General features: G+C 32.8%; 22 protein-coding genes and 1 other annotated feature. Of the genes, 8 read left to right on the plus strand and 14 right to left on the minus strand.

Annotated elements, in window-relative coordinates; all coding sequences use genetic code 11:
* From rnmV to NQ499_RS13150, 6 genes are all read right to left on the minus strand, one after another.
* Entirely contained in the window at positions 1–525 is a 525-nt protein-coding gene (rnmV, locus tag NQ499_RS13125; protein ID WP_006504468.1) for a ribonuclease M5, read from the minus strand.
* 9 nt (positions 526–534) lie between these two features.
* Positions 535–855, minus strand: coding sequence for a hypothetical protein (locus NQ499_RS13130; RefSeq protein WP_022424598.1), 321 nt, complete (start codon positions 853–855; stop codon positions 535–537).
* Between the two features lie 11 nt (positions 856–866).
* The gene (locus NQ499_RS13135) at positions 867–5,093 is read right to left on the minus strand and encodes a 2-hydroxyacyl-CoA dehydratase (RefSeq protein WP_006504466.1); all 4,227 of its coding nucleotides are present in this window, start codon (positions 5,091–5,093) and stop codon (positions 867–869) included.
* Between the two features lie 229 nt (positions 5,094–5,322).
* On the minus strand, positions 5,323–6,078 hold the full coding sequence (locus NQ499_RS13140; RefSeq protein ID WP_040389561.1) for a 4Fe-4S binding protein: 756 nt from the start codon (positions 6,076–6,078) through the stop codon (positions 5,323–5,325).
* A gap of 8 nt (positions 6,079–6,086) precedes the next feature.
* The gene (locus NQ499_RS13145; protein ID WP_006504464.1) at positions 6,087–7,187 is read right to left on the minus strand and encodes a Fic family protein; all 1,101 of its coding nucleotides are present in this window, start codon (positions 7,185–7,187) and stop codon (positions 6,087–6,089) included.
* Positions 7,188–7,265: 78 nt separating this feature from the next.
* Positions 7,266–7,901, minus strand: a complete 636-nt coding sequence (locus NQ499_RS13150) for a hypothetical protein (protein WP_040389555.1) — start codon at positions 7,899–7,901, stop codon at positions 7,266–7,268.
* A 145-nt stretch (positions 7,902–8,046) separates the two neighbouring features.
* Between NQ499_RS13150 and NQ499_RS13155 the strand changes: the two genes are divergently transcribed.
* Positions 8,047–8,463, plus strand: coding sequence for a hypothetical protein (locus NQ499_RS13155; RefSeq protein WP_006504462.1), 417 nt, complete (start codon positions 8,047–8,049; stop codon positions 8,461–8,463).
* Between the two features lie 42 nt (positions 8,464–8,505).
* Here the strand turns inward: NQ499_RS13155 and NQ499_RS13160 are convergent, their stop codons facing one another.
* The 4 genes from NQ499_RS13160 to NQ499_RS13175 all read right to left on the minus strand — a co-directional run bounded on the left by NQ499_RS13160 (position 8,506) and on the right by NQ499_RS13175 (position 11,382).
* Positions 8,506–9,153, minus strand: coding sequence for a YggS family pyridoxal phosphate-dependent enzyme (locus tag NQ499_RS13160; RefSeq protein WP_006504461.1), 648 nt, complete (start codon positions 9,151–9,153; stop codon positions 8,506–8,508).
* A gap of 20 nt (positions 9,154–9,173) precedes the next feature.
* Positions 9,174–9,755, minus strand: a complete 582-nt coding sequence (locus NQ499_RS13165; RefSeq protein ID WP_006504460.1) for a DUF3793 family protein — start codon at positions 9,753–9,755, stop codon at positions 9,174–9,176.
* 1 nt (position 9,756) lies between these two features.
* Positions 9,757–10,101, minus strand: coding sequence for a class Ib ribonucleoside-diphosphate reductase assembly flavoprotein NrdI (gene nrdI, locus NQ499_RS13170; protein WP_006504459.1), 345 nt, complete (start codon positions 10,099–10,101; stop codon positions 9,757–9,759).
* 396 nt (positions 10,102–10,497) lie between these two features.
* Entirely contained in the window at positions 10,498–11,382 is an 885-nt protein-coding gene (locus tag NQ499_RS13175; RefSeq protein ID WP_006504457.1) for a hypothetical protein, read from the minus strand.
* Positions 11,383–11,532: 150 nt separating this feature from the next.
* On the opposite strand from NQ499_RS13175, the gene NQ499_RS13180 reads away from it, so the two are divergent.
* The gene (locus NQ499_RS13180; protein WP_006504456.1) at positions 11,533–11,871 is read left to right on the plus strand and encodes a PadR family transcriptional regulator; all 339 of its coding nucleotides are present in this window, start codon (positions 11,533–11,535) and stop codon (positions 11,869–11,871) included.
* Positions 11,858–12,253 carry a DUF6120 family protein gene (locus tag NQ499_RS13185; RefSeq protein ID WP_006504455.1) on the plus strand — a complete coding sequence of 132 codons (396 nt, stop codon included), beginning with the start codon at positions 11,858–11,860 and terminating at the stop codon, positions 12,251–12,253. Before NQ499_RS13180 ends, NQ499_RS13185 begins: the two co-directional genes overlap by 14 nt.
* A gap of 62 nt (positions 12,254–12,315) precedes the next feature.
* Here the strand turns inward: NQ499_RS13185 and NQ499_RS13190 are convergent, their stop codons facing one another.
* Both NQ499_RS13190 and NQ499_RS13195 read right to left on the minus strand, forming a co-directional pair.
* Positions 12,316–14,682 carry a ribonucleoside triphosphate reductase gene (locus tag NQ499_RS13190; protein WP_006504454.1) on the minus strand — a complete coding sequence of 789 codons (2,367 nt, stop codon included), beginning with the start codon at positions 14,680–14,682 and terminating at the stop codon, positions 12,316–12,318.
* Between the two features lie 4 nt (positions 14,683–14,686).
* On the minus strand, positions 14,687–15,832 hold the full coding sequence (locus tag NQ499_RS13195) for an anaerobic ribonucleoside-triphosphate reductase activating protein (RefSeq protein WP_006504453.1): 1,146 nt from the start codon (positions 15,830–15,832) through the stop codon (positions 14,687–14,689).
* Between the two features lie 243 nt (positions 15,833–16,075).
* Between NQ499_RS13195 and NQ499_RS13200 the strand changes: the two genes are divergently transcribed.
* Positions 16,076–17,524, plus strand: a complete 1,449-nt coding sequence (locus NQ499_RS13200; protein ID WP_006504452.1) for a hypothetical protein — start codon at positions 16,076–16,078, stop codon at positions 17,522–17,524.
* Positions 17,525–17,528: 4 nt separating this feature from the next.
* The gene (locus NQ499_RS13205; protein WP_006504451.1) at positions 17,529–18,911 is read left to right on the plus strand and encodes a hypothetical protein; all 1,383 of its coding nucleotides are present in this window, start codon (positions 17,529–17,531) and stop codon (positions 18,909–18,911) included.
* 27 nt (positions 18,912–18,938) lie between these two features.
* Here the strand turns inward: NQ499_RS13205 and metG are convergent, their stop codons facing one another.
* Both metG and NQ499_RS13215 read right to left on the minus strand, forming a co-directional pair.
* A complete protein-coding gene (gene metG, locus NQ499_RS13210; RefSeq protein ID WP_006504450.1) occupies positions 18,939–20,867 on the minus strand; it encodes a methionine--tRNA ligase in 1,929 nt (642 codons plus the stop codon).
* Between the two features lie 39 nt (positions 20,868–20,906).
* Positions 20,907–21,097, minus strand: a binding site (T-box leader).
* Positions 21,098–21,224: 127 nt separating this feature from the next.
* On the minus strand, positions 21,225–22,421 hold the full coding sequence (locus NQ499_RS13215) for an ATP-binding protein (RefSeq protein ID WP_040389554.1): 1,197 nt from the start codon (positions 22,419–22,421) through the stop codon (positions 21,225–21,227).
* 386 nt (positions 22,422–22,807) lie between these two features.
* Between NQ499_RS13215 and NQ499_RS13220 the strand changes: the two genes are divergently transcribed.
* The 3 genes from NQ499_RS13220 to NQ499_RS13230 all read left to right on the plus strand — a co-directional run bounded on the left by NQ499_RS13220 (position 22,808) and on the right by NQ499_RS13230 (position 25,688).
* Positions 22,808–24,178, plus strand: coding sequence for an aldehyde dehydrogenase family protein (locus tag NQ499_RS13220; RefSeq protein WP_006504448.1), 1,371 nt, complete (start codon positions 22,808–22,810; stop codon positions 24,176–24,178).
* Between the two features lie 430 nt (positions 24,179–24,608).
* The gene (locus NQ499_RS13225) at positions 24,609–25,400 is read left to right on the plus strand and encodes an Mrp/NBP35 family ATP-binding protein (protein ID WP_155812559.1); all 792 of its coding nucleotides are present in this window, start codon (positions 24,609–24,611) and stop codon (positions 25,398–25,400) included.
* A 3-nt stretch (positions 25,401–25,403) separates the two neighbouring features.
* Positions 25,404–25,688, plus strand: coding sequence for a Dabb family protein (locus tag NQ499_RS13230; protein WP_006504446.1), 285 nt, complete (start codon positions 25,404–25,406; stop codon positions 25,686–25,688).
* The last annotated feature ends 3 nt before the right edge of the window (positions 25,689–25,691 follow it).

Genomic DNA, 25,691 nt, shown 5'->3' on the forward strand with positions numbered 1-25,691 from the left:
CTACTGACTCTTTAATGCTTTAAGTACTTCTTCTTTTGTAATACCCATCATATTCAGTCTCTTAAATAATGCTTTCGCATTACCATAACCTAAATGAAAGGCATCATAGACCTGTAGTCTTCTCTTCTTATTTCCTAATACATCTAGATCAATAAATTCATCCCATGAAATAGATTCTTTAGCATCACTAAATGTGACTGCATTCTCTAGTGCTTCGATAATTGCATCATGTCTTGCTTCCGCAATGCCAAGTTTCTTCACACCCTTAGCATCCTTTTTTGCGACAAAGGCATGCTTCGCATTAGGAACAGCCTGAATAACTTTATTTCTAATCTGTGTACCAGGATAATCAGGGTCTGTTAAGACAATGACACCACGTGTCTTGGCAGCAGTTTTAATGAGAGACAGAATATCTTCGTTGATTCCTGACCCAGATGTTTCAATTGTATCTACATCAAATAACTGTTTAAGTGTTGCTGTATCTGTTTTACCTTCTACTACAACAACTTCTTTAATCTTTCTCACAATAGTCTCCTAACTCAGTAAGTCAATCATACGTTCTATTGTACGTTTGACATCTCCCTGATCATAATAATAATCGAAATCTTTCTCAACCATTACAGTGAGTATAAGGCAGCATGTATCATAATCAGCCTGTGAAAGGGTTATACCCTTCACAGGTTTCTTTTTATACTTGTAGTCGCCTAATTCTTGTAATACACGTCTATATATTACAGGGTTATTCTTACAGGCTAATTTCTTTAATACAGAAATCTTATTATAATTCAGTTTTGATCTTATAAAGCCTAGAATAGCCCTACCTCGCGAGGGCGGGGTGGAATGTCCATCTTCCATATCTTCCTCCACTATTTAGATGATTCCATGTTCTTAAATGCTGTTGATAACATCAATTTAATACGATTAAGCTGGTTTGTTTCACTAGCCCCTGGATCGTAATCAATCGCAACGATGTTAGACTGTGGATATTTTCTTCTTAATGCCTTAATGACACCCTTACCTGTTACATGGTTAGGTAAGCAGGCAAATGGCTGCATACATACAATATTTGGTGCACCTTCATCAATGAGTTCAATCATTTCACCCGTTAAGAACCATCCTTCACCTGTCTGGTTACCAATAGAAACAACTTCACTTGCTTTCTTCGCAATTTGATCAATAGGATGTGGTGCATCAAAACGATTTGATGCTTCTAATGCCTTAATCATATCTTTTCTTAAGAAGTCTACGAGTTTAATTGCTACATTACATAACTTAGCTGATTTCCAGCTTGCATCATAATGTTCATGTTCATACTGAGTATTGTAGAAACAATACTGGAAGAAGTCAATGAGATCTGGCATAACTGCTTCTGCGCCTTCTTCTTCAATAGTCTTTACAATCTCATTATTGGCAGTAGGGTGGAATTTTACAAGGATTTCTCCTACAAGACCTACTCTAGGTTTCTTAATATCTAGAAGTGGTAATTCATCAAATTCCTTTACAATCTGATAAACGTTCTTCTTGAATTCCTTCATAGAACCATTTTCAACGTTTTCCTTACATTTTTCTACCCATGATTCATATAATTCATTTGCTGAACCTTTCACCTTTTCATAAGGTCTTACACGATATAAAACTCTCATGAATAAGTCACCATACATAGCCCCAATAATAACCTTCTTAGCCACCTTATAAGTGATCTTAAAGCCTGGGTTAGATTCTAATCCCTGTAAGTTTGCTGAAATAACAGGTACATAATCCATATGTGCATCCTTTAATGCTTTTCTAATAAACGCAATATAATTTGTTGCACGACATCCTCCACCTGTCTGTGAGATGATCAATGCCACCTTATGAGGATCATACTTACCTGAATTCAAGGCATTCATCATCTGACCTGCTACTAAGATACTTGGGTAACATGCATCATTATTGACATACTTTAATCCCTGGTCTACCGCTTCTTTATCTACTGAAGGTAATACCACAAAGTTATAGCCTTCTGAATTCATTGCAGTTTCTACAAACTGGAAATGAATAGGAGACATCTGAGGACATAGAATAGTCCATCTATCATCCTTCATTTCTTGTGTGAATGATACCTTTTCAGATTCATATTTATTTTCTAAGTGTACAGTATTGTCTTTCTTCTTTACTGTTGCTTTTAGTGATCTAATACGGATTCTGATTGGTCCTAAGTTAGAAGCTTCATCAATCTTAATAAGTGTATAAATCTTACCTCTTGCCTGTAATAATTCAGCCACCTGGTCACTTGTAACTGCATCTAATCCACATCCAAATGATGTTAACTGAATGAGTTCAAGATCTGGCTGAGTTGTTACGAATTCAGCAGCACGATAAAGTCTAGAATGATATGTCCACTGGTCTACTACACGTAAATCTAAGTTTTCTTTATTTAAATTACATACAGAATCTTCTGTTAATACACAGAAACCTTCACTTGTAATTAAACTTGCAATACCATGGTTGATTTCTGGATCTACATGATAAGGACGTCCTGCAAGGACAATACCCTTCTTATGGTTTTTATGCATCCATTCCAATGCTTCCTGACCCTTAACTTCAATATCTTTTCTTGCACGTGCTAATTCCTGATAAGCCTTATCAATCGCATTATGCATTTCCTTATCTGAAATATCATATTCAGCTAAAGATTCCTTCATTACCTTAAATAATGTTTTAGGGTTATTTAAAGATAAGAATGGGTTCTTATATTTCACGTTGTGTTCTTCTAAGCTGTCTACATTGTTTCTAATAACTTCTGGATAAGAAGCAACAACTGGACAGTTATAGTTATTACCTGCATCTTCATATTCTTTTCTTTCATAAGCTACTGATGGATAGAAGATAAAAGGAATACCTCTTTCAATCAGGTTTTCAATATGTCCATGAGAAATCTTTGCTGGATAGCAGGCATTTTCTGATGGAATAGATTCAATACCCTTTTCATAGATTTTCTTAGAAGATCTTGCAGATAAGACAACTCTAAAGCCTAACTGAGTAAAGAATGTATGCCAGAATGGATAGTTCTCATACATATTAAGTACTCTAGGAATACCCACTTCTCCTCTTTTTGCATCATCTTTAGAAAGTGATTTATACCCAAAGATACGACCATATTTATAATCATAGAGGTTAGGTAACTTCTTAGATGTCATTGGAAGGTTAGCCCCTCTTTCACATCTATTACCTGAAATATATTCTCTACCATCATTGAATGATGTAATAGTTAACATACAGTTATTTGTACACTTACCACAGTTTCTAATCTTTGTATCATAGTCAAGTGCTTCTATTTCTTCTAATGAAAGAATAGTAGAAGGTTCATTGTCATCATTTTCAATCGCAATACGGGCCATACCATAAGCACCCATTAATCCTGCGATATCAGGTCTTACTACTTCAATACCAGTTTCTTTTTCAAATGCACGTAGTACAGCTTCGTTATAGAAAGTACCTCCCTGTACAACAACATGCTTACCAATATCTTCTTTACTTCTTAATTTAATAACTTTATATAACGCATTCTTGATAACTGAATAAGATAAACCAGCACTAATATCTTCTACTGAAGCACCTTCTTTTTGTGCCTGTTTTACCTTTGAGTTCATGAATACTGTACATCTAGAACCTAAATCAATAGGGTGTTTAGACTTTAATGCAAGTTCTGCGAATTCTTCAATCTTATAACCTAATGATTTTGCGAATGTCTCTAAGAATGAACCACATCCCGCAGAACATGCTTCATTTAATGAAATATTCTGAATGACATTATCTCTAATAGTAATAGCCTTCATATCCTGACCACCAATATCAAGAATGAAGTCTACATCAGGTTCATAGGCTTTTGCGGCAGTATAATGGGCAATTGTTTCTACTTCACCAATATCTACCTTTAAAGCAGCTTTAATAAGGGCTTCACCATAACCAGTAACACCGGCTTTCGCAATATAACATCCTTCTGGAAGCATCTGATAAATTTCCTTCATCAGACTCATGATCAACTGTAATGGATTTCCTTCATTAGAACTATAGAAAGAATATAAAATAGCACCCTGTTCATCAGTCATGATGATCTTAGATGTTGTAGAACCAACATCGATCCCTAAGAATACTTTACCTTTATATTTCTTAAGTGTTCTTTTCTTAGTGATATGGGTAAAGTGTCTTTCTCTGAATTCTTTTAATTCTGCTTCATCATTGAATAATGGTTCTAAGACATTTGTAAGTTCTGTAGGGGAGTCTGAAAGACCTTCTAAGTCTTCAATAATCTTAGAGATGTTTAATGGGCTTTCTACCTTTTCTTTCGCATTTAAACATGCACCCATAGCAACAAATAGCTGTGAGTTCTGTGGGAAGATGATTTCATCTTCAGTTAAACCTAATGTTTCAATAAAACGTTCTCTTAACTGATCCATGAAATAAAGTGGACCACCTAAGAATGCAACATTCCCTCTAATAGGCTTACCACAGGCAAGACCAGAAATAGTCTGATTGACGACTGCCTGGAAAATAGATACCGCAATATCTTCTTTAGATACACCTTCATTAATTAAAGGCTGAATATCTGTTTTCGCAAAGACACCACAACGTGATGCGATAGGATAGATTGTCTTATAGTTTTTCGCATATTCATTTAAACCAGCAGCATCAGTCTTTAATAAAGTAGCCATCTGGTCAATAAATGCCCCAGTACCTCCTGCACAAGTACCGTTCATACGCTGTTCAAGCTGTCCTTCAAAATAAGTGATCTTGGCATCTTCTCCACCAAGCTCTATAACAACATCAGTTTGTGGAATATATGTTTCTACTGTCTTTGTACACGCAATAACTTCCTGTATAAAAGAAATACCAAGCTTATCTGCAAGAGATAAACCTCCTGAACCAGTCATAACAGGATATAAATCAATATCACCCATCTGGTTCTTTACTTCAATTAATAACTCATAGATTGTTTTTCTAACATCTGAGAAATGTCTTGTGTACTTAGAAAATAAGCATTTATCATTCTCATCTGTCAAATAGAGTTTTACAGTCGTAGATCCTACATCAATTCCTAAATAATATTTCATATTTCCACATCCTTCTCTCTTTTTGTGTATTATATCGAACCTATATTAAACGAATTTTAAGAAATAATCTAGTTTTTTGCCTAATAAAATTACAAAATATCACGATAAATACACAAATTTTAATTATTTGTAAGGAAAAGTACGACGCTCGTCCAACAAAGTCAAAAAGAGGAAAGAAGGATGAAAATATCATCCTATCTCGTCCTCTTTTGTATGATCTACTATTCAATTATATAAATAATTCACACTCTTTTTTGATTGAACAAGCCTTTGTGATTGCTGTTTCTATAACTGCCATCTTCTCTTGATCTAGACTTCTTGCCTGACTAAGACAAACAGCCACACAACGCATACATGAGATACATTTATTCTTGTCTGTCACTTGCGGATTATCTTTACTAATAGCACCTGTTGGACATTTCATTACACATAAGCCACACCTTGTACATAAGGTATTTGCTTGAGGAATCGTTCCTCCACCTGCTTTCTTATAAGGTCTATGACCTGGAATATTCGGTTTAGTATTAATCTTATTAGATGCTTTTTCTAGAATCTGATCACCAAATTCTTTTAATTGATGACAATCATTCTCATCCGGTCTTCCTGTCGCAAATTGATGGAAAATAGAATGTTCAGCAATGGCTGATATAGCCCCAATGACATCAAATCCAGCCATACGTGCATAATCTTCCATTTGAACAAGTGTATCTTCGTATGCTCTATTTCCATATACCGTAACAATGACACATTTACAGTTATGTGCATTGATTTTAGCAAGTCTATCTAATGCGACTTGTGGTGCTAGTCCTGCGTAAGTTGGCATGGCAATCACCGCAATATCATTTTCTATCAATGATATATTTTGATAATTCTTATCTACAACTGAAAGATCTATGTCTTCGACATACCCCCAATTTTTTGTGATTGATTTTGATACCTTTTCAGTTCCACCTGTTGGACTGAATATAATTCTATACTTATTCATCATATTTTTTACCCAACTGCTTCCTTAATTTCCCTTTCATGATTTACCGCAAATTCACTTAGTTTGTAGGAACGGATTCTCTTATTAACTAATATTGGAATCACAAATCCATTCTTCACTAAACCAGCCAATCTATTAATAACTGTCTTATTTGTAACTGATAATTGTTTACTCACTTCTATTGGAGTAAACTCTCCTCGATAAGTTGAAATCAACAATACTAATAATTCTTTTTCTCTCTCTTTTAAGAAAGATAAACTTCCTGCAATATCTTCCTCTTCAGAAGATAATTGTAGATCACACACTTTTCTAGAATACAACTTTACCATTCGCAGAAAGTAATTAATCCATATTTCAGGATGTGGCGGATTCTCTCTTCCAGAATAATACAATGCAGGTAACCCCATTTGAATAGAGTCATAATATTCATCTACATCATATGCAAAATACTCTTCTAGTGAACTAATTCCATTAAAACCATATCCATTTAAATCCATAATATATCCAGATAATAATCTTGCGGTTCTTCCATTACCATCCTCAAATGGATGAATAGTTACCAATTGATAATGTACAACTGCTGCAACAATCAATGGATGATCATCAGTAGTATTAACATACTCTATCAACTCATCCAGTAATCCTGGAACATCATTATATTCTGGTGGAATATAATCCGGATTTCCTGTCTTAGAATCATATACTGCAAATAATACTCCTGGTGGCATAGGTCCTCTAAGGCCTATTTTTTCTTTAGAAGCACCTTTCTCAACTAATTTCTGAACATCTAAAATTAGTTTTTTAGATAACTTTTCTTTATTGTTCAACTTCTCTTCTAGATAATTCAATGCAAGAAAATAATTTCTTACTTCCTGTTCTGGCTTCAAATAATGTTTTCTTTCACCACTTTCAATGACTTCTTCCACCTGTTTTTCAGATAAAGGATTTCCTTCAATCTTGTTTGAAGCATAAGAGCTTTTTTTCTTTGAATTTTTACGAAGTTTATTCAAAACGTTCTGTGATAATTCCACTAACGACATCTTATATCTGTTCAGCTCTATTTCTATAATAGAGTTTAAAATATCATTAGTTATTGTCACTTTAATCATAAGAAAAGCCCTCCTTCTTTCTATAATTATACCTGTATAGAAAACTTTTTCACTATTCTTTCACTATTTTTACACTATTTATTCATTATCACACTTTTCTATATTCTTAATATCAAGGATAGAGCCTAACTTAAATACATCACTATAATACTCTCCATTGCAACCTTGAACACTTCCATTAAACCCTTTATCAAATAAAATCTTCATTAAACTTCGTACCTGTTTTGCATCATCATCACTCATAGAGCCATCAAAATACAACATTAACTCAATCTTTGTATCCGTGTCACTTATAAACTTATGATAATCTTTGATAAATCCTTTACGCTTATTACATTTTACACTCTGTACATCGTATTTCATTGTGTCAGGAATCGTATTTCTTATATCCTCTAACAATTCCTCATAATGATATCCTTTTGATACATCCGTCTCTAATGTCTTATTCTTAATATCATATTCAACACCAAATTCGTACTTCTCATCTTTCACATATACAGTTGCATAAAAGACTCCTTCATCAGTCGTCCCATAATCAGAACAATACAACTTTTCATTATCAAAGTAACGGCTATACTTCTTATTTATTATTTTCTCTACATATTCTGCAACTTCTTCATCGTTCTTAAATTCACCTGAATATTCATCATGCGTACAACCTGGTATAAGCATTACAGAAACAAGCACTAAGACAGCTAATATACGTTTAACCACACCTGTATTCTCCATATTTCTATTATAACAGCGGAATATGAGAAGTCGGTAAAATACCGTTTTTATAAAATTTTTCACCTATTTAACGCCTTTCTTCTTCTATTACTATATAATATATTTATACATCGAAAGGAATATAACGATTATGGACCATCTAGACTTTAGTGAACAAAATGAAGACACGAATCATAACTACTTAATTCTCTTTCAAGAAGATCTTGAAAATGCAGGATTAAAACAAAAAACCATCTACAATCATCTATCTAATGCCGATCTGTTTATCAATGAATTTTTAAATTACCATATGGATGCAACTATGGAGGAAGGCGTTACTATGCTTGGTGACTTCCTTGGAGATTTCTTTATCCGTAAATGTATGTGGTCTACTCCTGCAACTGTCAAAACAACTGCTACAAGTTTAAAGAAATTCTATAAGTGTATGGCAGAACATGGAAAGATAGAGAAGAAAGATTATGATTATGTCTGTCATGATATTAAGGAATCTATGGCATACTGGCAGGAATGTTGTGCAGAATATAATAATCCAGATTTCCTATACTAAACACAAATCCCTAGAAACATAAGTTTCTAGGGATGTTTTTAATTATTCATCAAATAATGCATGACCGAGTCTTACCATTGTACTACCTTCTGCAACCGCAATAGGGAAGTCATGTGTCATACCCATTGATAGTTCAGTCAATTGATAGTTAGGATAAGATTCCTGTAGTTTAGTTAATAGATCTTTAGTTGCTTTAAAGTATTGTCTTGTTTCTTCCACTTCAATGTTAGGAGCCATCATCATTAATCCTCTAGGATTTAAATGAGGTTTATCTTTTAAGTAGTCCATCACTTCATTCATTTCTTCTTCATTAAAGCCATGTTTAGATTCTTCTTTCGCAATATTAACCTGTAATAAGATATCCATAACGAGATCATGTTTAGCTGCCTGTTTCTCTATTTCATCAATTAATCTATAGTTTGCGACAGAATGAATCATCTGTACTTTATCAATAATATACTTTACTTTATTCGTCTGTAATGTACCAATAAAATGCCATACACCTTTTCCATGGTAGTCTTCATACTTCTTTAAGAAGTCCTGTACTTTATTTTCACCATAGATCATAACACCACATTCTTCTAGCTTTTCTACTTCTTTTTCATCAATATATTTAGTTGCTGCAACAAGCTTCGCTGGTTTAACAGCTTCTAATAATCTTTTGGTTTCTGTTTCATTTACTCTCATCATTTATAACCACCTCGAAAATATTATAATTCATTTAAGGTAAAAGAAAAAGGCTGATTATCAGCCTGATTAAGGATTTGTGACAAAGAATAGCCCTGCTCATAAAGGAGTATGAATTCTTTTTTACAACAGTCAAATTGTTCAAAGAGACTTTCTTTTTCACGTTTATTTTCATATACCTTCCAATAGCCACAACATTGACACTTCTTATGATGTATAAACCCCCATACATCAGCAAGTGGATAACCCAAAAATAACCCTATTTCGTGTGGATATTGACTCATCTCAAGACGTTTCTCTAGATGAGATAGAATATCATGATCAGGATAATCATATTGTTTCAGAAAGGATTGAATGTCTTTGTTAGTCATTAAGTAATTGAGTGAGGAAGGCAGATATACATATACTGTATAACGACCATGAGTATAAAAGAGATTTATTCGTAATCCTTGAAGGTTAAGAATCTGATCATAATATTCTACAAGTTCATGAACATCTGAATATCTATTATCAAGATGAAACATACTACCTAACTTACGCTTGATCAAGGTAGGTGTGCAATGCATAAGAAGAAGACGTTCAAATTGATGATATCCTAAGGTCATATTAAAGTAACTCTTTGATGGCTTCTACATCATCATCAGTACCATCATTTTCTACTTTATAAAGACATGGAACATGATAATCTTCACTGATTTTATCACCAGCTAAACAATATGCTTCACCATATCCTGTATCACCAGATGCAATAACACCTTTAATAGATGGATTGTTTTCTAAGAAGTCTGATACTTCATAAGGAACATCTCCAAAGCCATCTGTATAAGTAAATAAGATATAGTCTTCAGAAACCTTTTCTGTACCATCTTCAATATGTAATGCGTCTGTAATACCTAGTTTTCCAATTAATGTTTCTACATTTCCAGTTCTTGATGCATAGACTACTTTCATTGTTGACCTCCTAGTTAGTTCTTACTAACTATCTATAGGTTAGCATAAACTAACTATATAATCAAGTGTTTTTATAAAATAAAAGACTGTTGAAGTTCAACAGCCTCATATTTGTATCAACAAACAAAGTATATCAATAATAGTGATTGGTCTTTTCCCGTGTATTAATTCTTTTTCTTATGCAAAAGATACATAGTTATTACAACTATAGCACAGGCAGTGTATATACTAAAGAGCACGTTATAAAATTCAAAATCCTGCCATGCATTAAATATATACATGAATATCTCTAAATTAATTAGAGTTAGTACATGACACCCATAAGTTACCAAAAAGAATAAAAATATTATCATCAATAATTTCTTCATTTTATTATCTCCTTATAATTCATTAAGATTATGAACAAGTCACAACGCCACCATGTTTTTCAGGATACCCTTTATGTCGAGATCTTTTTGTGAGTACTATTCCTGCAGAAGACATACCTCTAGATATACTAATTCCAAATCCTGTTGGAACTATAGATGATTTATGACTGTATAAGTAACGCACATTGAAATATTTTAATTTTCCACTTACTACTCCTGTTATAGAAAAAGATCCCTTATACAAATACGCATAATATTGATCACCTTTTATTCTTAAAGGAAATGACCATCCATATGATCCAATAACATCTTGATCACCTTTCTTAATCGCTGACTTCGTCCATGTTTTTACACTCTTATAGGATTTGAATTCCTTGTATTTTAATAAAGAAGTAACGGATGAAACTTCCTTAAAAATATGATTATTATCTGCTTCATATGCCATCGCAAAAGCATCATTTCCATAATCTTCAGGTGTTCCATTCCAGCTAAAGCTTACTGTTGCTTTTACAGTAGACAATCCTGTTTTCGCATCATAACTTAATATATTCTTCTTAACGCTAAACTTGATTTTTGAAGAAGCTTTTACAGTCATTTCTTCTGTTCCATCATAATTCTTTATCGCATCAATTTGAGAATTTGTATACTTATATCTTTTCAATTCCTCTCTTGATTTACCTTTTAATTCATAAATACGATTTTTAAAACAATCAATATCCTTTCCTGCTTTATTTAACTTCACTGCATTATTATGAGTTTCAGATAGCATATATCTTGATTTAGTTATATTATATTCATTTTTTAAAAGAAGATATTGATTGATAACTGTATCATCTAAAGCATCAACTTCAGTATTAGCCAGCGATACTGCACAAGCAACAGCCAAAAAAGAAAGCACAATTAATTTTTTCATACCTTAACACTCCATTTTTCAGCACAAATGTAAACGTTTACTTCACTTAAATGTTATCATGTGGTTTATCTTTTTGTCAACCACTATATAGTTTTTCTATATATTGTCTAACAAATATATTCATGTTACTATTTCTATGGAGGTAGCCTTATGCCAAAAAAGAATAATAACTTTTTTAAACTAGAAATGTTATTTCTCAAGATTCTTTCAATAAGAGATTGTTATGGGTATGAGATCACTCATTCCATTAAAGAACTTACAAATGGTAAGATAGATATCAAAGAAGGAAGTATGTATCCTGTTCTTTATAAGTTTGAAGATCTAGGCTATATATCAAGTGAGAAAAAGCTTGTTGGAAAGAGAATGACAAGAATATATTATCATTTGGAGCCATCTGGAAAAGAGTACCTAGAGAGCATATACAAAGAATACAAAGAGATGACAAGCATTATTGATACATTTATGGAGGAAGAGCATGACTTACAATAAAAACGTTAAAAAGTATATTAAACAATGTAAGTATCTATTTGCTTCTTATGGTAAATCTGAAAAAGAATATATAAGAAAACTCATAGATAATATTGATGATGGTTCTCATGATATGACATATGATGAAATCGTAGAAAGACTTGGTACACCCAAGGAAGTTATTATTAGTTACTATGAGCAAGAGGATATGGATCGTCTGATTGAAAAAGCGAAGGTAAGAAGATTATTAAAGAATTTCTTATCAGTTGCGCTTGTTGTATTATTAGTATTCTTATGCTATAAAGCATATATTTACCAAAAGACTTTTGAAGAAATAAGAGATTCAAAAGGTGGGTATTTTGAAGAAACAATAGAAGTCAAAGAAGATTATGAAATCGAATGATCTCACAGTCTTCTTTTTACTTTGAAAGAAATGGGCATCACTTTTAGTGATGCCCACTTTGGTTATGATCTTTCTTCTATATATTTTCTAATATTAGACACATTCACATATTTCGCATAGCTCTTATCATTCGCAACGACAAGAGTAGGGGCCTGCATGACAGAAAATCTCTTTGTGAGGTCTACTTGTTCTTCTGCATCTATTAATTCATAGTCTACATGTTCATCTTCTAATATCTTCTTAATAATACGACAGTTAGGACATGTTTTTGTTGTGAATAAATAAAGCTTTTCATTCTGTATAACAGGTTGTGCCTGTTCTTCTTTGATCTTCTTCATATGTCTGCCACTTAGTACTGAGTGACCCATATCATATGTTTTACGTTCCTTGAATTCCTGTGCTTTACCTTCATTCCAGTTCTTAACTGGTCTATAGTAACCTGTAATACGGCTCCATACTTCTGTTGGTTTACCACATACAGGACATATAGGCTGTTCACCTACAAGATAACCATGATCTTCACAAATAGAGTAAGTAGGTGAAATTGTATAATAAGGAAGTTTATAGTTTTCTGCAATCTTTCTTACAAGTGTTGCAGCACCTTTCCAGTCTGGTAGCTTTTCACCTAAGAAGGCATGGAATACAGTACCTGATGTGTAAAGAGTCTGTAATTCATCCTGAATATCTAAAGCAGTAAATAAGTCATCTGTATAACCTACTGGTAAATGAGATGAGTTTGTATAGTAAGGTGTATTACCCTCTTTAGTGGCAGTAATGATATCTGGATATTTCTTCTTATCATGTTTCGCAAGACGATAAGATGTAGATTCTGCAGGTGTTGCTTCTAGGTTATATAAGTCACCATATTCTTCCTGATAGATCACTAATCTTTCACGCATATGGTTTAACACATCCTTCGCAAATTCCTGTGCATCTGTATGTGTTAAGTCTTCTTTAAGCCAGTTCGCATTGAGTGTGGCTTCATTCATACCTACTAAGCCAATAGTAGAGAAATGATTCTTAAATGATCCTAAATAACGTTTAGTATAAGGATAGAGACCTTCTTCTAATAACTTACTAATCACATCTCTTTTTACCTTTAATGATCTTGCAGCAAGATCCATTAAGTGATCCAGTCTTTCATAGAATTCCTGTTCATTATGAGATAAATAAGCAATACGTGGAAGGTTAATAGTAACGACACCCACTGATCCTGTTGATTCACCTGAACCAAAGAATCCTCCACTCTTTCTTCTTAACTCTCTTAAGTCAAGTCTTAATCGACAACACATTGATCTGACATCACTTGGTTCCATATCTGAATTAATATAATTAGAGAAATAGGGTGTACCAAACTTTGCAGTCATTTCAAATAATAGTTTATTATTTTCTGTTTCAGACCAATCAAAATCCTTTGTGATAGAGTAAGTAGGAATAGGGTACTGGAATCCACGACCATTCGCATCACCTTCAATCATCACTTCAATAAAGGCTTTATTGATCATGTCCATTTCTTTCTGACAATCCTTATAACGGAAGTCCATTTCTTTTCCACCAACTATCGCATTCAATTCAGCTAAATCATTTGGTACTGTCCAGTCTAAAGTAATATTAGAGAAAGGAGCCTGTGTTCCCCAGCGTGAAGGTGTATTGACACCATAAATAAATGATTCAATACATTTCTTAACTTGATCATATGGAAGATTATCTACCTTTACAAATGGTGCTAAATAAGTATCAAAAGAAGAGAAAGCCTGAGCACCTGCCCATTCATTCTGCATAATACCTAAGAAGTTCACCATCTGGTTACATAATGACGCAAGATGTTTAGCTGGTTTAGATGTAATCTTACCTGGAATGCCTCCTAAACCTTCCTGAATCAATTGTTTTAAAGACCATCCTGCACAATACCCTGTCAACATACTTAAATCATGAATATGGAAATCACCATCTCTATGTGCATCCGCAATCTCCTGATCATATATTTCAGATAACCAATAATTTGCAGTAATTGCACCACTGTTACTTAGAATCAACCCACCAACAGAATAAGTGACAGTAGAATTCTCTTTCACTCTCCAGTCAGTCGCATTCACATAACTATTCACTAGATCCTTATAATCAAGAATCGTAGACTTCATATTTCTTACTTTCTCTCTCTGTTTACGATAAAGAATATAAGACTTCGCCACATCACTATAACCTGCCTGTGATAAAATATCCTCTACACTATCCTGGATATCTTCTACTGCAATCTTATGATCCTTAATCTTCTTTTCAAAATCACTTGTGACCTTTAATGCAAGCATATCAATCACACTTGGATGATATTCTTTCTTTAATGAAATAAATGCTTTTTCAATCGCACGGGTTATCTTCTTTAAATCAAACTCTGTAATCTTACCATCTCTTTTAATGACCTGGTACATATCATCATATCCTTTCTTCTATCCCTCTGATTTCACATTCATCAACATATTCTTCTAAAATCTTCTTATAACTCTGGAGTGTTTCTAATGAGCATGCATGTAAACCTTTTTGAATCACATTCTCATTATCTTCAAAGTTTTGAAGATAATAACGCTTAGCACCTTTGATCCATTCTCCAATTAGTCTCATATCATTTTCTGTATGAAATTCTTTAATAATTGTCGTTCTGAATTCATAATCCACATGATTTTCTAATAAATACTGGACTGTTGTTTTAATAGAATCAAGACGATAACCTTCTAAACCAATTGTCTTATTGTATTTCTTAGGGGCATTCTTGATATCTACTGCTACATAGTCTACAAGACCATCTTCTACCAATTCTTTTAACTTATTAGGAAAAGAACCATTTGTATCTAATTTAATAGAGTACCCCATATCCTTGATCACTCTTAAGAAATCCACAATACCAGCCTGTAATAAAGGTTCTCCACCTGTAATACATACACCCTCTAATATATTCTTTCTCTTTTCTAAGAATTCAAGGACATCCTCCTGTTCAATCTCCACCATATTTTCTGGTAAGAAAACTAAATCAGAATTATGACAGAAAGGACATTTAAAATTACATCCTCCAGTAAATAGAGTACATGCCATCTTTCCTGGATAATCTAGAAGAGTGAGCTTTTGAAAACCAAAGATGCGAAAATGATTCTGATAAGCTGGTTCTTCTATTGCTTTCTTGACCAATAGATGCATTGTCTTTTCTAACTGATCCACTTCTTCTAAAGTCAGATCAGATGTTAGATGTGACCACCAGTCTTTTCTCGCAAGATACATTTCCGCAATCACATCTTTCGCTTTAGGTGTTGTTTTAAGCCTCTTAGAACGTTTATCAAGAGTATTCTCTTCTACACGAATATAGCCCGCCTCCTGTAACTTAGATATACTCTTGGTAATTGTTCCTTTATCCACAGAACCACTTGAAGACAATTCCTTCATAGTAATACCAGGATGTTCATGAATCATCATCAGATTCACAACCTGTCCATAACCTATATCATATCTCTTTAATCTATTATCATAATATTTAATAGCCGCACGATACAGTAATGCATTATCACTCATGAAGTTCTCTTTCTTATCCATCTTTCTCACCTCTTTAGTTGACTATCCAACCATATTAAGTCTAGCACCAAAAGAGAGCGTATGCAATTGTTGTGAAAATGTTTGCACATTATCATCTCCTATACATAGTATAAACCAATCAAATAAGTAATGTATTAAAGTTAGATACGATAAAGCCTAAATATAGGAGTTAATAAAAAATATTTGATTATATCTTAGCTAAATAGTTCCGTGATATAATTATGAGTAAGGGAGGATATAACTATGTCTCTATCAGAACTATTATCGTTTTATATTAATAAAAAGAAAACGAATATAACACAATTTTCACAATACTTAGAAATAGATCGTTCTACACTACATAAGATCATTAAAGGTCAAAGACCTGCAACAAGTGAAGCATTAGTCAATAAAATGGCACAATATCTATGTTTAAGTCAGGAAGAAACAAAACAGATATTAGAAGCTTATGAAATTGATACAATAGGTGCTTTTATATTCTATCGTCGTAAACATATCCAGGATTTCTTTAAGGAAGCAGATCATGTATTGGATCATCATTATCACATTACAGAACAGGTACAAGATGATCAGACTCTTGTAGATGATGTCTATACAGGAAGAATCAATGTAGAACATATACTCTATACTTTATATTCTTATGAACTAAGAGAAGAAAAACCTCATGTAAGAATCATGGAACAGCCTTATGATATGTCTATTATATTCGATTCTTTTAATCATATTTCAGCAGAGATGCCTATGACTCATTTATTCTATCTAGATAATTCACAGAAACAGACAAAGAATAATGAATTCTATAACTTAAAGTGTTTAAATAATCTATTACCTGTCATCTTACGTAATAAGAATTATCATCCTTATTACTACTACAGTAATGTTTCTATCATGAATGAACATGATATATTCTACCCTAATGTAATGATTACAACACGTTATGTGTTTACCTATACAAATGATCATAGTCAGGGAATACTTTATAAACTTCCACAGATTGTGAATGCCTATAAAGAAAAATTTGATGCTTATTTAAAAGAAGCAGAGTGTTTTATGACACGTGATTCATGGACAAACTATCTTGCAGACACGCAGACATTCTTTGATACTCATGTTATTACACAGGAGATCATGACAACACCATGTCCTACTTATGTCTTTGAAAAAAGTGATTTTAATATTATGCGTAGAGTATTAAAAGATTTCTTTCCTGATAAAGAAGGATTTATTAAAGACTATCAAAACTATGTGAATTACTGGAATCAGGTCTTCTATCCTCAACATTCTGATATATTCCATATTATCTATACACTGCAGGGATTACGCTATACAGCAAAGACTGGTTATCTACATGATATTCCCCCAGAACTCTTTAACCCTCTTTCTTTAGAAGATAGACTCACATTACTTAGAAAGTGGAAAGAATTCTGCAAGAAGCATCCTTATGTCATGATGGCAGATATGCCTTATCTTTCTGAAACATCTACAACATACTTCCAGTTAACTAATCAATCATTCCATATAATTGCATCCGATTCAACTGGCACCCTCGCAAATATCTCTATTAAAGAAATCACCCTTGTAGAAGCATTTAAAGACTTTATTGACAATGTAGTGAAGAAGAATGCTTATAGTAAAGAAGATGAAATCAAACTGATTGATGAATGTATAAAAATGATTGAAATGGAGATGTAGTACTATGTATGTTTCTCAATTATTATCCGAATATATCAAGACTAAAAAAATCAATATCAAGAAGTGTGCAGAATACTTCCAGATAGACCGTTCTACTTTTTATAAGATTATTAGAGGAGAACGTAAAATACCAAATCGTGATTTTATCCAGCAGATCAGTCAGTATCTCTATCTTACTAATGATGAAAAGAAAGAATTACTAAATGCCTATGAAATAGACAGAATAGGAGAGTTTCGTTATTATTGTCGTCAGCATGTAAGTTCCTTCTTAAAAGAAGCCACATTACTTGATAATCGTTCCTTTACAACACCTGATACTTTAGATTCTATCTTAAAGACAGGACACTATTCGAATAAATATGATGTAGAATATCTCTTATATGAACTATCTCTCTTAGAAAGAAAAGAAAAAAAACCTCATATAAGGATCTTTGGTCAGCCTACTCATGCACTCTATTTATTAAGAATAGTCTCTTCTCATATACCTATTACGCATTTATTCTGTTTAAATAATACAAATGAACTAACGAAAGATAATCAGTTCTATAACTTAACTGTTCTTACAAATATCATGCCATTGATCTTTAATAATGATCACTATAGTCCATATTATTACTATAATAAGATCAATGCGATTAATAACCATCTTTGTTTCTTTCCTAATATGATTCTTACTACTAGATATCTTCTTATTTATACAGCAGATCATTCAAGTGGTATTCTTTATGAAAAAGGAGAAACATATGATGCGTATGAAATACTATTTAATCAATATTTAAAGGAAACAAAGTGTTTAATCACTAAAAAAGATGATAAAAGCGATGTGATAAAAGATTTCAAATGTATTCTCTATGCACCTCCTATTGGTGCAGTTTATCAAGAGGACGATCCATTTCCAGTTTTTTTAGAAGATAATGATTTTGTGGAATCGTTCAAGAAACATTCAATGTATTTAAAACAGTTTGTGAAGCGTAATAAAGATCATCTATCAGGGCTCTATACTCTACAAGGATTAAGACATTTTGTAGATACTGGTTATACAATTGATTTCCTACAACCATTCTATCAACCACTAACGACTAATGATAGAATCAAAATCTTACGTAGACTAAAGAACTTTATAAATACCTACTCTATAAACCTTGTAGATGTCCCTGAATATGATAATATGTCTTTCTCAGTTATAGTCATGAACATTAATACACTCTATTTCCAAATTGTATCAGCCAGTGGCACAATCAAAACAATACAGCTGCATGAAGCAAGTCTTGTCATGGCTTTTAATGACTATTATCAATATATACTAGAAGAAAGATTGTTAAGTAAAGAAGACGCATTTGAAATCATTGATAGCTATATTACACAATTAGAGAATTTAAAAGAGTGAACCAGTTTAAAGTTCACTCTTTTCATGTTAGCTGATTTTTGTACCTGCTGGTAAATCTGTTTCTAATACTTTAATAGATTTCTTAGTTCCACCTGCAAGAATCATACCCTGAGATTCTACACCTCTTAATTTAGCTGATTTTAAGTTCTTTACAACAATTACCTTCTTACCAGGCATATCTTCTGGTGAATAGCTATCTGCGATACCTGAAACAATCTGTCTTACTTCTCCACCAATATCAATCTGTGATACAAGAAGACGATCTGCTTTAGGATGCTTTTCACATTTCTTTACTTCACCAACAACTAATTCTACTTTAGAGAAATCATCAATAGTGATTTCAGGTGTTTCATCCTTCTTTTCTGGAACAACTGGCTTAGCAGGAGTTAACTTTTCTACCTGTTTAGCAACTTCTTTAGGATCTAATCTAGCAAATAATACTTCTGGATGATCAGTCACTTTAGTACCTGATTTATATGAACCGAAAGTATCTAGCTTCATCATATCTCTTTCATCTGTATTGATCATATCTAAGATTTTCTTAGAAGTACCAGGAATGAATGGTTCTAATGCGATAGCTGAGAATCTGATAGCTTCTACTAGGTTATATAGTACTGTTGCAAGACGATCTTTCTTTGTTTCATCCTTAGCAAGAGTCCAAGGCATAGTATCATCAATATACTTATTCGTACGTCTTAATAAGACATAGATTTCATCTAATGCCTTTGCAAGTTTGAATTCATTTTCTAACTTAATAGTCTTTTCTGGCATTGCAAGTGCGATTGATTTTAATTCATCATCCACTGGTTCACATACATTTGTATTTGTGACAACACCATCAAAGTATTTATTACACATAGCGATTGTTCTATTAACTAAGTTACCTAAGATATTAGCGAGATCACTGTTGATACGTTCTACTAATAAGTCCCAAGTAATTGAACCATCGTTATCATATGGAATTTCATGTAATAAGTAGTATCTTACAGCATCTACACCAAATAGGTCTACTAAGTCATCCGCATAAATAACGTTACCTAAATGTTTAGACATCTTAGAATCACCCATTAATAACCAAGGATGACCAAATACCTGTTTTGGTAAAGGTAAATCTAATGCCATTAAGATGATTGGCCAATAGATAGTATGGAATCTTACGATGTCCTTACCAATAACATGTACATCTGCAGGCCAATATCTATTAAATAGTTCATCGTTATTACCATCTAAGTCATAACCTAATCCAGTAATATAGTTTACTAATGCATCAATCCATACATATACAACATGCTTAGGATCAAAGTCTACAGGGATTGACCAAGTAAATGATGTTCTTGATACACATAAATCCTGTAAACCAGGTTTTAAGAAGTTGTTCACCATTTCATTCTTTCTTGATTCAGGCTGAATGAATTCTGGATGATCATTATAATACTGCATTAAACGATCCTGATATTTAGATAATTTAAAGAAGTATGCTTCTTCTTTTGCATCATGAACTTCTCCACCACAGTCAGGACATTTTCCATCTACTAACTGAGATTCTGTAAAGAATGATTCACATGCAGTACAGTATTTACCTTCATAATGACCTAGATAGATATCACCTTTGTCATGTAACTTCTTAAAAATCTTCTGTACCTGTTTTACATGATATTCATCAGTAGTACGAATGAACTTATCATAAGTAACATCCATCATATCCCAGATACGTTTTACTTCTGCAGCAACTTTATCTACATATTCCTTTGGTTCAATTCCAGCTTCTTTAGCCTTTAATTCGATTTTCTGTCCGTGTTCATCTGTACCAGTCTGAAAACGTACATTATAGCCCTGCTGTCTCTTAGCACGGCAGATTGCATCACTTAATACGATTTCATAAGTATTACCAATATGAGGTTTACCTGAAGTATAAGTAATTGCGGTTGTTAAATAGAAATCTTTTGGATCTTTCATATTATCTGCTCCCTCCTAAAAATAAAAAAAACGTCCTTAATAAAGGACGAAATTATCGCGGTACCACCTTTTTTACACTTACGTGTCACTCAATCTCTTAACGCGAGTTACGGTTATCCCTATTCGAAATAACAGCTCCCAGACCATCTTTCTAAAGCTTCACACTTATTTACACCAGCCATAAGTTCTCTATGCATTTCACTTTAGTCTCTTCTGTTCATTGCTTTTACTTTAAAACTTTAACAAATTTCTACAACCTTGTCAATGATAGGGTTGAAAGTCCTCACATTATCACAGAGAGGTTCACTTTCAAAAGTTGAATATTATTAAAGTTTTGAAAGTGAACCATTAAAGCACTTACGCTCCTAGTAACCATTCAGCAATATCATAAATCATAATGCCTTCATAGCTATACTTTGGATGTCTCGTTCTTGCAATAATCATTTTAGGATATGCATCTCTAATTTGTAGTAAAGGAGAATATTCTCTCTCAAAAGTTTCTTGTGCTGAAATATTATCACTTACCTGAATATAGATTTTTTCACTACCTCTTTGAGCTACAAAGTCTATCTCTTTCTGGTAAAGTTTTCCAACATAAACATCATAACCACGACGCAATAGTTCAATACAAACCATATTCTCATACACTCTGCCATAATCCATATTTCTACTACCTAAAATAGCATATCGAATACCTGTATCACACAAATAGAACTTCTCAGAACTTTCCAAATATTTCTTACCACGAATATCATATCTCTTAATATCATAGAAAACAAAAGCATTACATAAGTATTTAATGTATTTACGTACTGTCACATGACTTGTAGATACATTATTCGCAGTCAAAAGCTGACTTACTTTATTTGGAGAAGTCAAATTACTAATATTATCCATCAAAAATTCACTTAGTCTTTGTAATACCGTTGTATCAGGTAAAGCATACTTCTGAACTAGATCTCTTGTCACAATCGTTTCATAGACTTCCTTAATATAGGTAACCCTATCCCTATCATTTGGATATAAATACGATCCTGCCAAACCACCTTTAAAAGAGTATTCATCAAAAAGCCTATCCTTATCACTTACATCACTATAATATTCACAATATTCTTGAAAACTGAATGGAAATACATGTATTTCAATATATCGTCCTGTAAAGAGAGTTGCTAGATCAGCACTCAACAAGAAAGCATTAGAACCAGTTACATAGATATCATACTTTCCTTTAGAATAGAGACTATTAATAGCTAACTCAAACTTTGGGCACATCTGAACTTCATCTACAAAGAGATAATTCATTTTACCTGCTACATAATGTTGTTCCACATAAGAATGTAGTGCATGATATTCCTTAATTTCTTCAAACTCTAAATCCATAAAATCGATAAAAATTATATTGATATTATCATAATTTGTTTTTAGGTATTCAATGTATGACTGCATCAGTTTAGATTTACCCGAACGACGAATACCAGTAATGATTTTTATGTCCGGTGTATCCTTTAGTTCAATGATCCTATTGAGATAGTTTTTTCTCACAATTGTTTTCATATATTCACCCACTTTCAAAAGTTTAATTTTTTTATAATTTTGAAACTGAACCACTACATTCATTATACTGTTCTAAAACAACATGAACAAGATGCCACTTTCAAAAATGAAATATTTTTAAAGTTTTGAAATCATAAAAACAAAGTGAATGTTTCAAGTAATTCAAGTAATTTTGCATTCTAGTTGACACACCGGAGGAATTCTATAGATCTATATAATACGATACTTTCTTAAGTGCCATCACAAATAAACACATAAATTTCTTATCTTATTCATACTGAATTCACTTATCATATCTAGTATGTTTTTTGAATTATGTGAATTATATTCGTTTATTGTATTAGTAAGTAAAAGGTAATAGAATACTAGAGAAGGAAGTGATAGCTATGGATTTAGAAAATATTTTTAATGATCAGAAAACGTATTATGACACATTAATGACTAGAGATGTAAGTTTAAGAATAGATGCAATTAAACGTGTTAAGTTATGGATTAAAGACCATATGGACTTAATAGAAGATGCTTTAGAGAAGGATTTAGGTAAATCCAGAGGAGAATCCTATATGACAGAAATAGGATTAACTCTTGAAACCTGCACATATACATTAAAGAATATTAAAAAATGGGTAAAGAAGGAAAAGGTAAAGACACCTCTTCATCAGTTCTTTTCTCGTTCTTATACGATTTATGAACCTTATGGTGTTACACTTATTATTTCTCCTTGGAATTATCCATTTCTACTTGCGATAGAACCACTTATTGGTACTATTGCAGCAGGGAACTGTGCGATTGTAAAACCAAGTGAACAGACACCACATACTTCCGCTATTGTAGCGCAGCTCATTGATACATGTTTTGATAAAGGACATGCCTATTGTGTTGAAGGTGGTTTAGAGGTTTCTAAGGAACTTGTAGATTTACCTTTTGATTATATTTTCTTTACTGGTGGTAAGAAAGCTGGTAGAGAAATCTATATGAAGGCGGCAGAAACATTAACACCTGTTACACTAGAATTAGGTGGTAAGTCTCCTGCTATTTTAACTGATATGATTCCTATGGAGATTGCAGCCAAGCGTATTATATTCGGTAAGTTCTTGAATGCTGGTCAGACTTGTATTGCACCTGATTACATATTAATTAAAGATACTATGAAAGCGGCTTTTATTGATTATGCTGCAGAATATATTAAGAAGTTCTTTGGTGAACATCCATTAGAAAGTGAGAACTTATGTAAGATCGTCAATAAAGAACAATTTGATCGCTTAAAGAAGCTATTAGAGAATCAGGATATTCTTATCGGTGGAGAAGTAGATGAAGAACACTTAAAGATTGCGCCTACTATTGTGAATGATGTAGATTTTGATAATCCTTTAATGGAAGAAGAAATCTTTGGACCTATTCTTCCACTTGTAGAATACAATAGAATTGAAGAAGCGATTCAGTATATTAATAGTCATGATAAGCCTCTTGCTCTTTATTTATTCTCTAATGATTCATATCATGCCAATAAGATTCTAGATTTATGTAGTTTTGGTGATGCATGTATTAATGATACCGTCAGCCATTTTGCGACTAATACACTTCCATTTGGTGGTGTAGGCGCAAGTGGTATTGGTTATTATCATGGTAAGTTTACTTTTGAGACATTCTCTCATCGTCGTTCTGTTTTGCATAAGAGTACACGTATTGATTTACCATTTAGATATTATCCACTTACTGATGATAAGATGAAATGGATCAAACGTTTCTTAAAGTAATACTTACGAACACTTAATGTGAGTGTGATATCTTCTTAACTCTTTCTTTACTATACTGAGTATAGAAAAAGAAAGGGTGATGGATATGAAGTACAATTTGTATTGGTTAGGTTCAAAATTAGTTGCTGTAATGATTATGGGAACTATACTTCTATCTGCCACTCATTGAGTGTAAACTAGAGATTCATTTCTCTAGTTTTTTTTACTTAATATTTATGTATTCTTGTAGTTGTAATGATATTTGTATTTCTCCTCTTATTTTATACTAAGTATAGAATAGGAGGGACAATGAGATACGAAATCGCCTGGGCAGTATCTAAGATTATTTGTGTGTTAATCTTATTTGCCATCACCATGTATGCTGGTTATTCACTTCGTTAATCAGCATTTTCATTTTATTTCATGTATAATAATACATGAGGTGATTAAAATGGGTGAATATGATAAGTATTTTAATAAGGATCTTCATAAAGATTTGAATAAGGATTCCCATATCAAACATGTTATTGCAGTCACAAGTGGTAAGGGTGGTGTAGGTAAGAGTTTAATGACATCATTACTTGCAGTCATGATGAACCGTATTGGTTATAATGTAGGTATTTTAGATGCGGATATTACAGGACCATCAATTCCCCAGGCTTTTGGTTTAACTGAAAAGCTTTATGGATGTGATAAGGGTATTATTCCAGCCAAAACACGTACAGGTATTAAGATTGTTTCTTTAAACTTGATGCTAGATGATCCTACTGATCCTGTTGTATGGAGAGGAAACTTGATTTCTAATACTGTTACACAGTTCTGGACTGATGTCTATTGGGGCGAATTAGATTATTTATTTGTCGATATGCCTCCAGGAACAGGAGATGTTCCTCTAACAGTCTTCCAATCTCTTCCTGTAGATGGTATTATTACGGTATCTTCACCACAGGAACTTGTCAGCATGGTTGTAGAAAAATCAGTGAATATGGCACAGATGATGAATATTCCTATTCTAGGGCTTGTTGAGAATATGAGTTATTATATCTGTCCTGATTGTGGACATAAACATTATTTGTTTGGTGAAAGTCATATAGATGAAATTGCGAAGAAGTTTAATATTTCTACTGTATGTCGTCTTCCAATGGATCCTGCAATTACTAAAGTAGTTGATGCAGGTCTTATTGAAACAATTACACAGATGGAACTTATGCCTATAGTGAATGAATTAATGAAGGAGGAATAAAAAATGATTCAGCACGTTGTTGTATGGAAATTTAAAGAAGGTACAGAAGATCTACAGAATCAGTTTGTAGAAGGATTAAAGGGACTTGTAGGACAGATTGATGGTATCCGTTCTTTACATGTTGGTAGAAATGAAAACCCTAATGAAACATATGATGTTTCATTAGTTATGGAATTTGATAATATGGAAGATCTTTCTAGCTATGCAAATGATCCTAGACATTTAGCTGTTGCGAAAATTGCGAAGGAAAATGCAGAAGTAAGAGCTTGTGTAGACTTCACCATCTAATAT

This window comes from Catenibacterium mitsuokai (genome assembly GCF_025148785.1).
In the GTDB taxonomy this organism is placed as follows: domain Bacteria; phylum Bacillota_I; class Bacilli_A; order Erysipelotrichales; family Coprobacillaceae; genus Catenibacterium; species Catenibacterium mitsuoka.

Bases quoted from the DNA above. Each gene is read 5' to 3' on its own strand.
- NQ499_RS13180 (WP_006504456.1), top strand. From the start codon at position 11,533: ATGCCAAAAAAGAATAATAACTTTTTTAAACTAGAAATGTTATTTCTC.
- NQ499_RS13215 (WP_040389554.1), bottom strand. From the start codon at position 22,421: ATGAAAACAATTGTGAGAAAAAACTATCTCAATAGGATCATTGAACTA.
- NQ499_RS13225 (WP_155812559.1), top strand. From the start codon at position 24,609: ATGGGTGAATATGATAAGTATTTTAATAAGGATCTTCATAAAGATTTG.
- NQ499_RS13130 (WP_022424598.1), bottom strand. From the start codon at position 855: ATGGAAGATGGACATTCCACCCCGCCCTCGCGAGGTAGGGCTATTCTA.
- NQ499_RS13165 (WP_006504460.1), bottom strand. From the start codon at position 9,755: ATGACCTTAGGATATCATCAATTTGAACGTCTTCTTCTTATGCATTGC.
- NQ499_RS13175 (WP_006504457.1), bottom strand. From the start codon at position 11,382: ATGAAAAAATTAATTGTGCTTTCTTTTTTGGCTGTTGCTTGTGCAGTA.
- NQ499_RS13140 (WP_040389561.1), bottom strand. From the start codon at position 6,078: ATGAATAAGTATAGAATTATATTCAGTCCAACAGGTGGAACTGAAAAG.
- NQ499_RS13200 (WP_006504452.1), top strand. From the start codon at position 16,076: ATGTCTCTATCAGAACTATTATCGTTTTATATTAATAAAAAGAAAACG.
- NQ499_RS13195 (WP_006504453.1), bottom strand. From the start codon at position 15,832: ATGGATAAGAAAGAGAACTTCATGAGTGATAATGCATTACTGTATCGT.
- NQ499_RS13220 (WP_006504448.1), top strand. From the start codon at position 22,808: ATGGATTTAGAAAATATTTTTAATGATCAGAAAACGTATTATGACACA.
- nrdI (WP_006504459.1), bottom strand. From the start codon at position 10,101: ATGAAAGTAGTCTATGCATCAAGAACTGGAAATGTAGAAACATTAATT.
- NQ499_RS13160 (WP_006504461.1), bottom strand. From the start codon at position 9,153: ATGATGAGAGTAAATGAAACAGAAACCAAAAGATTATTAGAAGCTGTT.
- NQ499_RS13145 (WP_006504464.1), bottom strand. From the start codon at position 7,187: ATGATTAAAGTGACAATAACTAATGATATTTTAAACTCTATTATAGAA.
- NQ499_RS13205 (WP_006504451.1), top strand. From the start codon at position 17,529: ATGTATGTTTCTCAATTATTATCCGAATATATCAAGACTAAAAAAATC.
- NQ499_RS13155 (WP_006504462.1), top strand. From the start codon at position 8,047: ATGGACCATCTAGACTTTAGTGAACAAAATGAAGACACGAATCATAAC.
- NQ499_RS13135 (WP_006504466.1), bottom strand. From the start codon at position 5,093: ATGAAATATTATTTAGGAATTGATGTAGGATCTACGACTGTAAAACTC.
- NQ499_RS13230 (WP_006504446.1), top strand. From the start codon at position 25,404: ATGATTCAGCACGTTGTTGTATGGAAATTTAAAGAAGGTACAGAAGAT.
- metG (WP_006504450.1), bottom strand. From the start codon at position 20,867: ATGAAAGATCCAAAAGATTTCTATTTAACAACCGCAATTACTTATACT.
- NQ499_RS13185 (WP_006504455.1), top strand. From the start codon at position 11,858: ATGACTTACAATAAAAACGTTAAAAAGTATATTAAACAATGTAAGTAT.
- NQ499_RS13190 (WP_006504454.1), bottom strand. From the start codon at position 14,682: ATGTACCAGGTCATTAAAAGAGATGGTAAGATTACAGAGTTTGATTTA.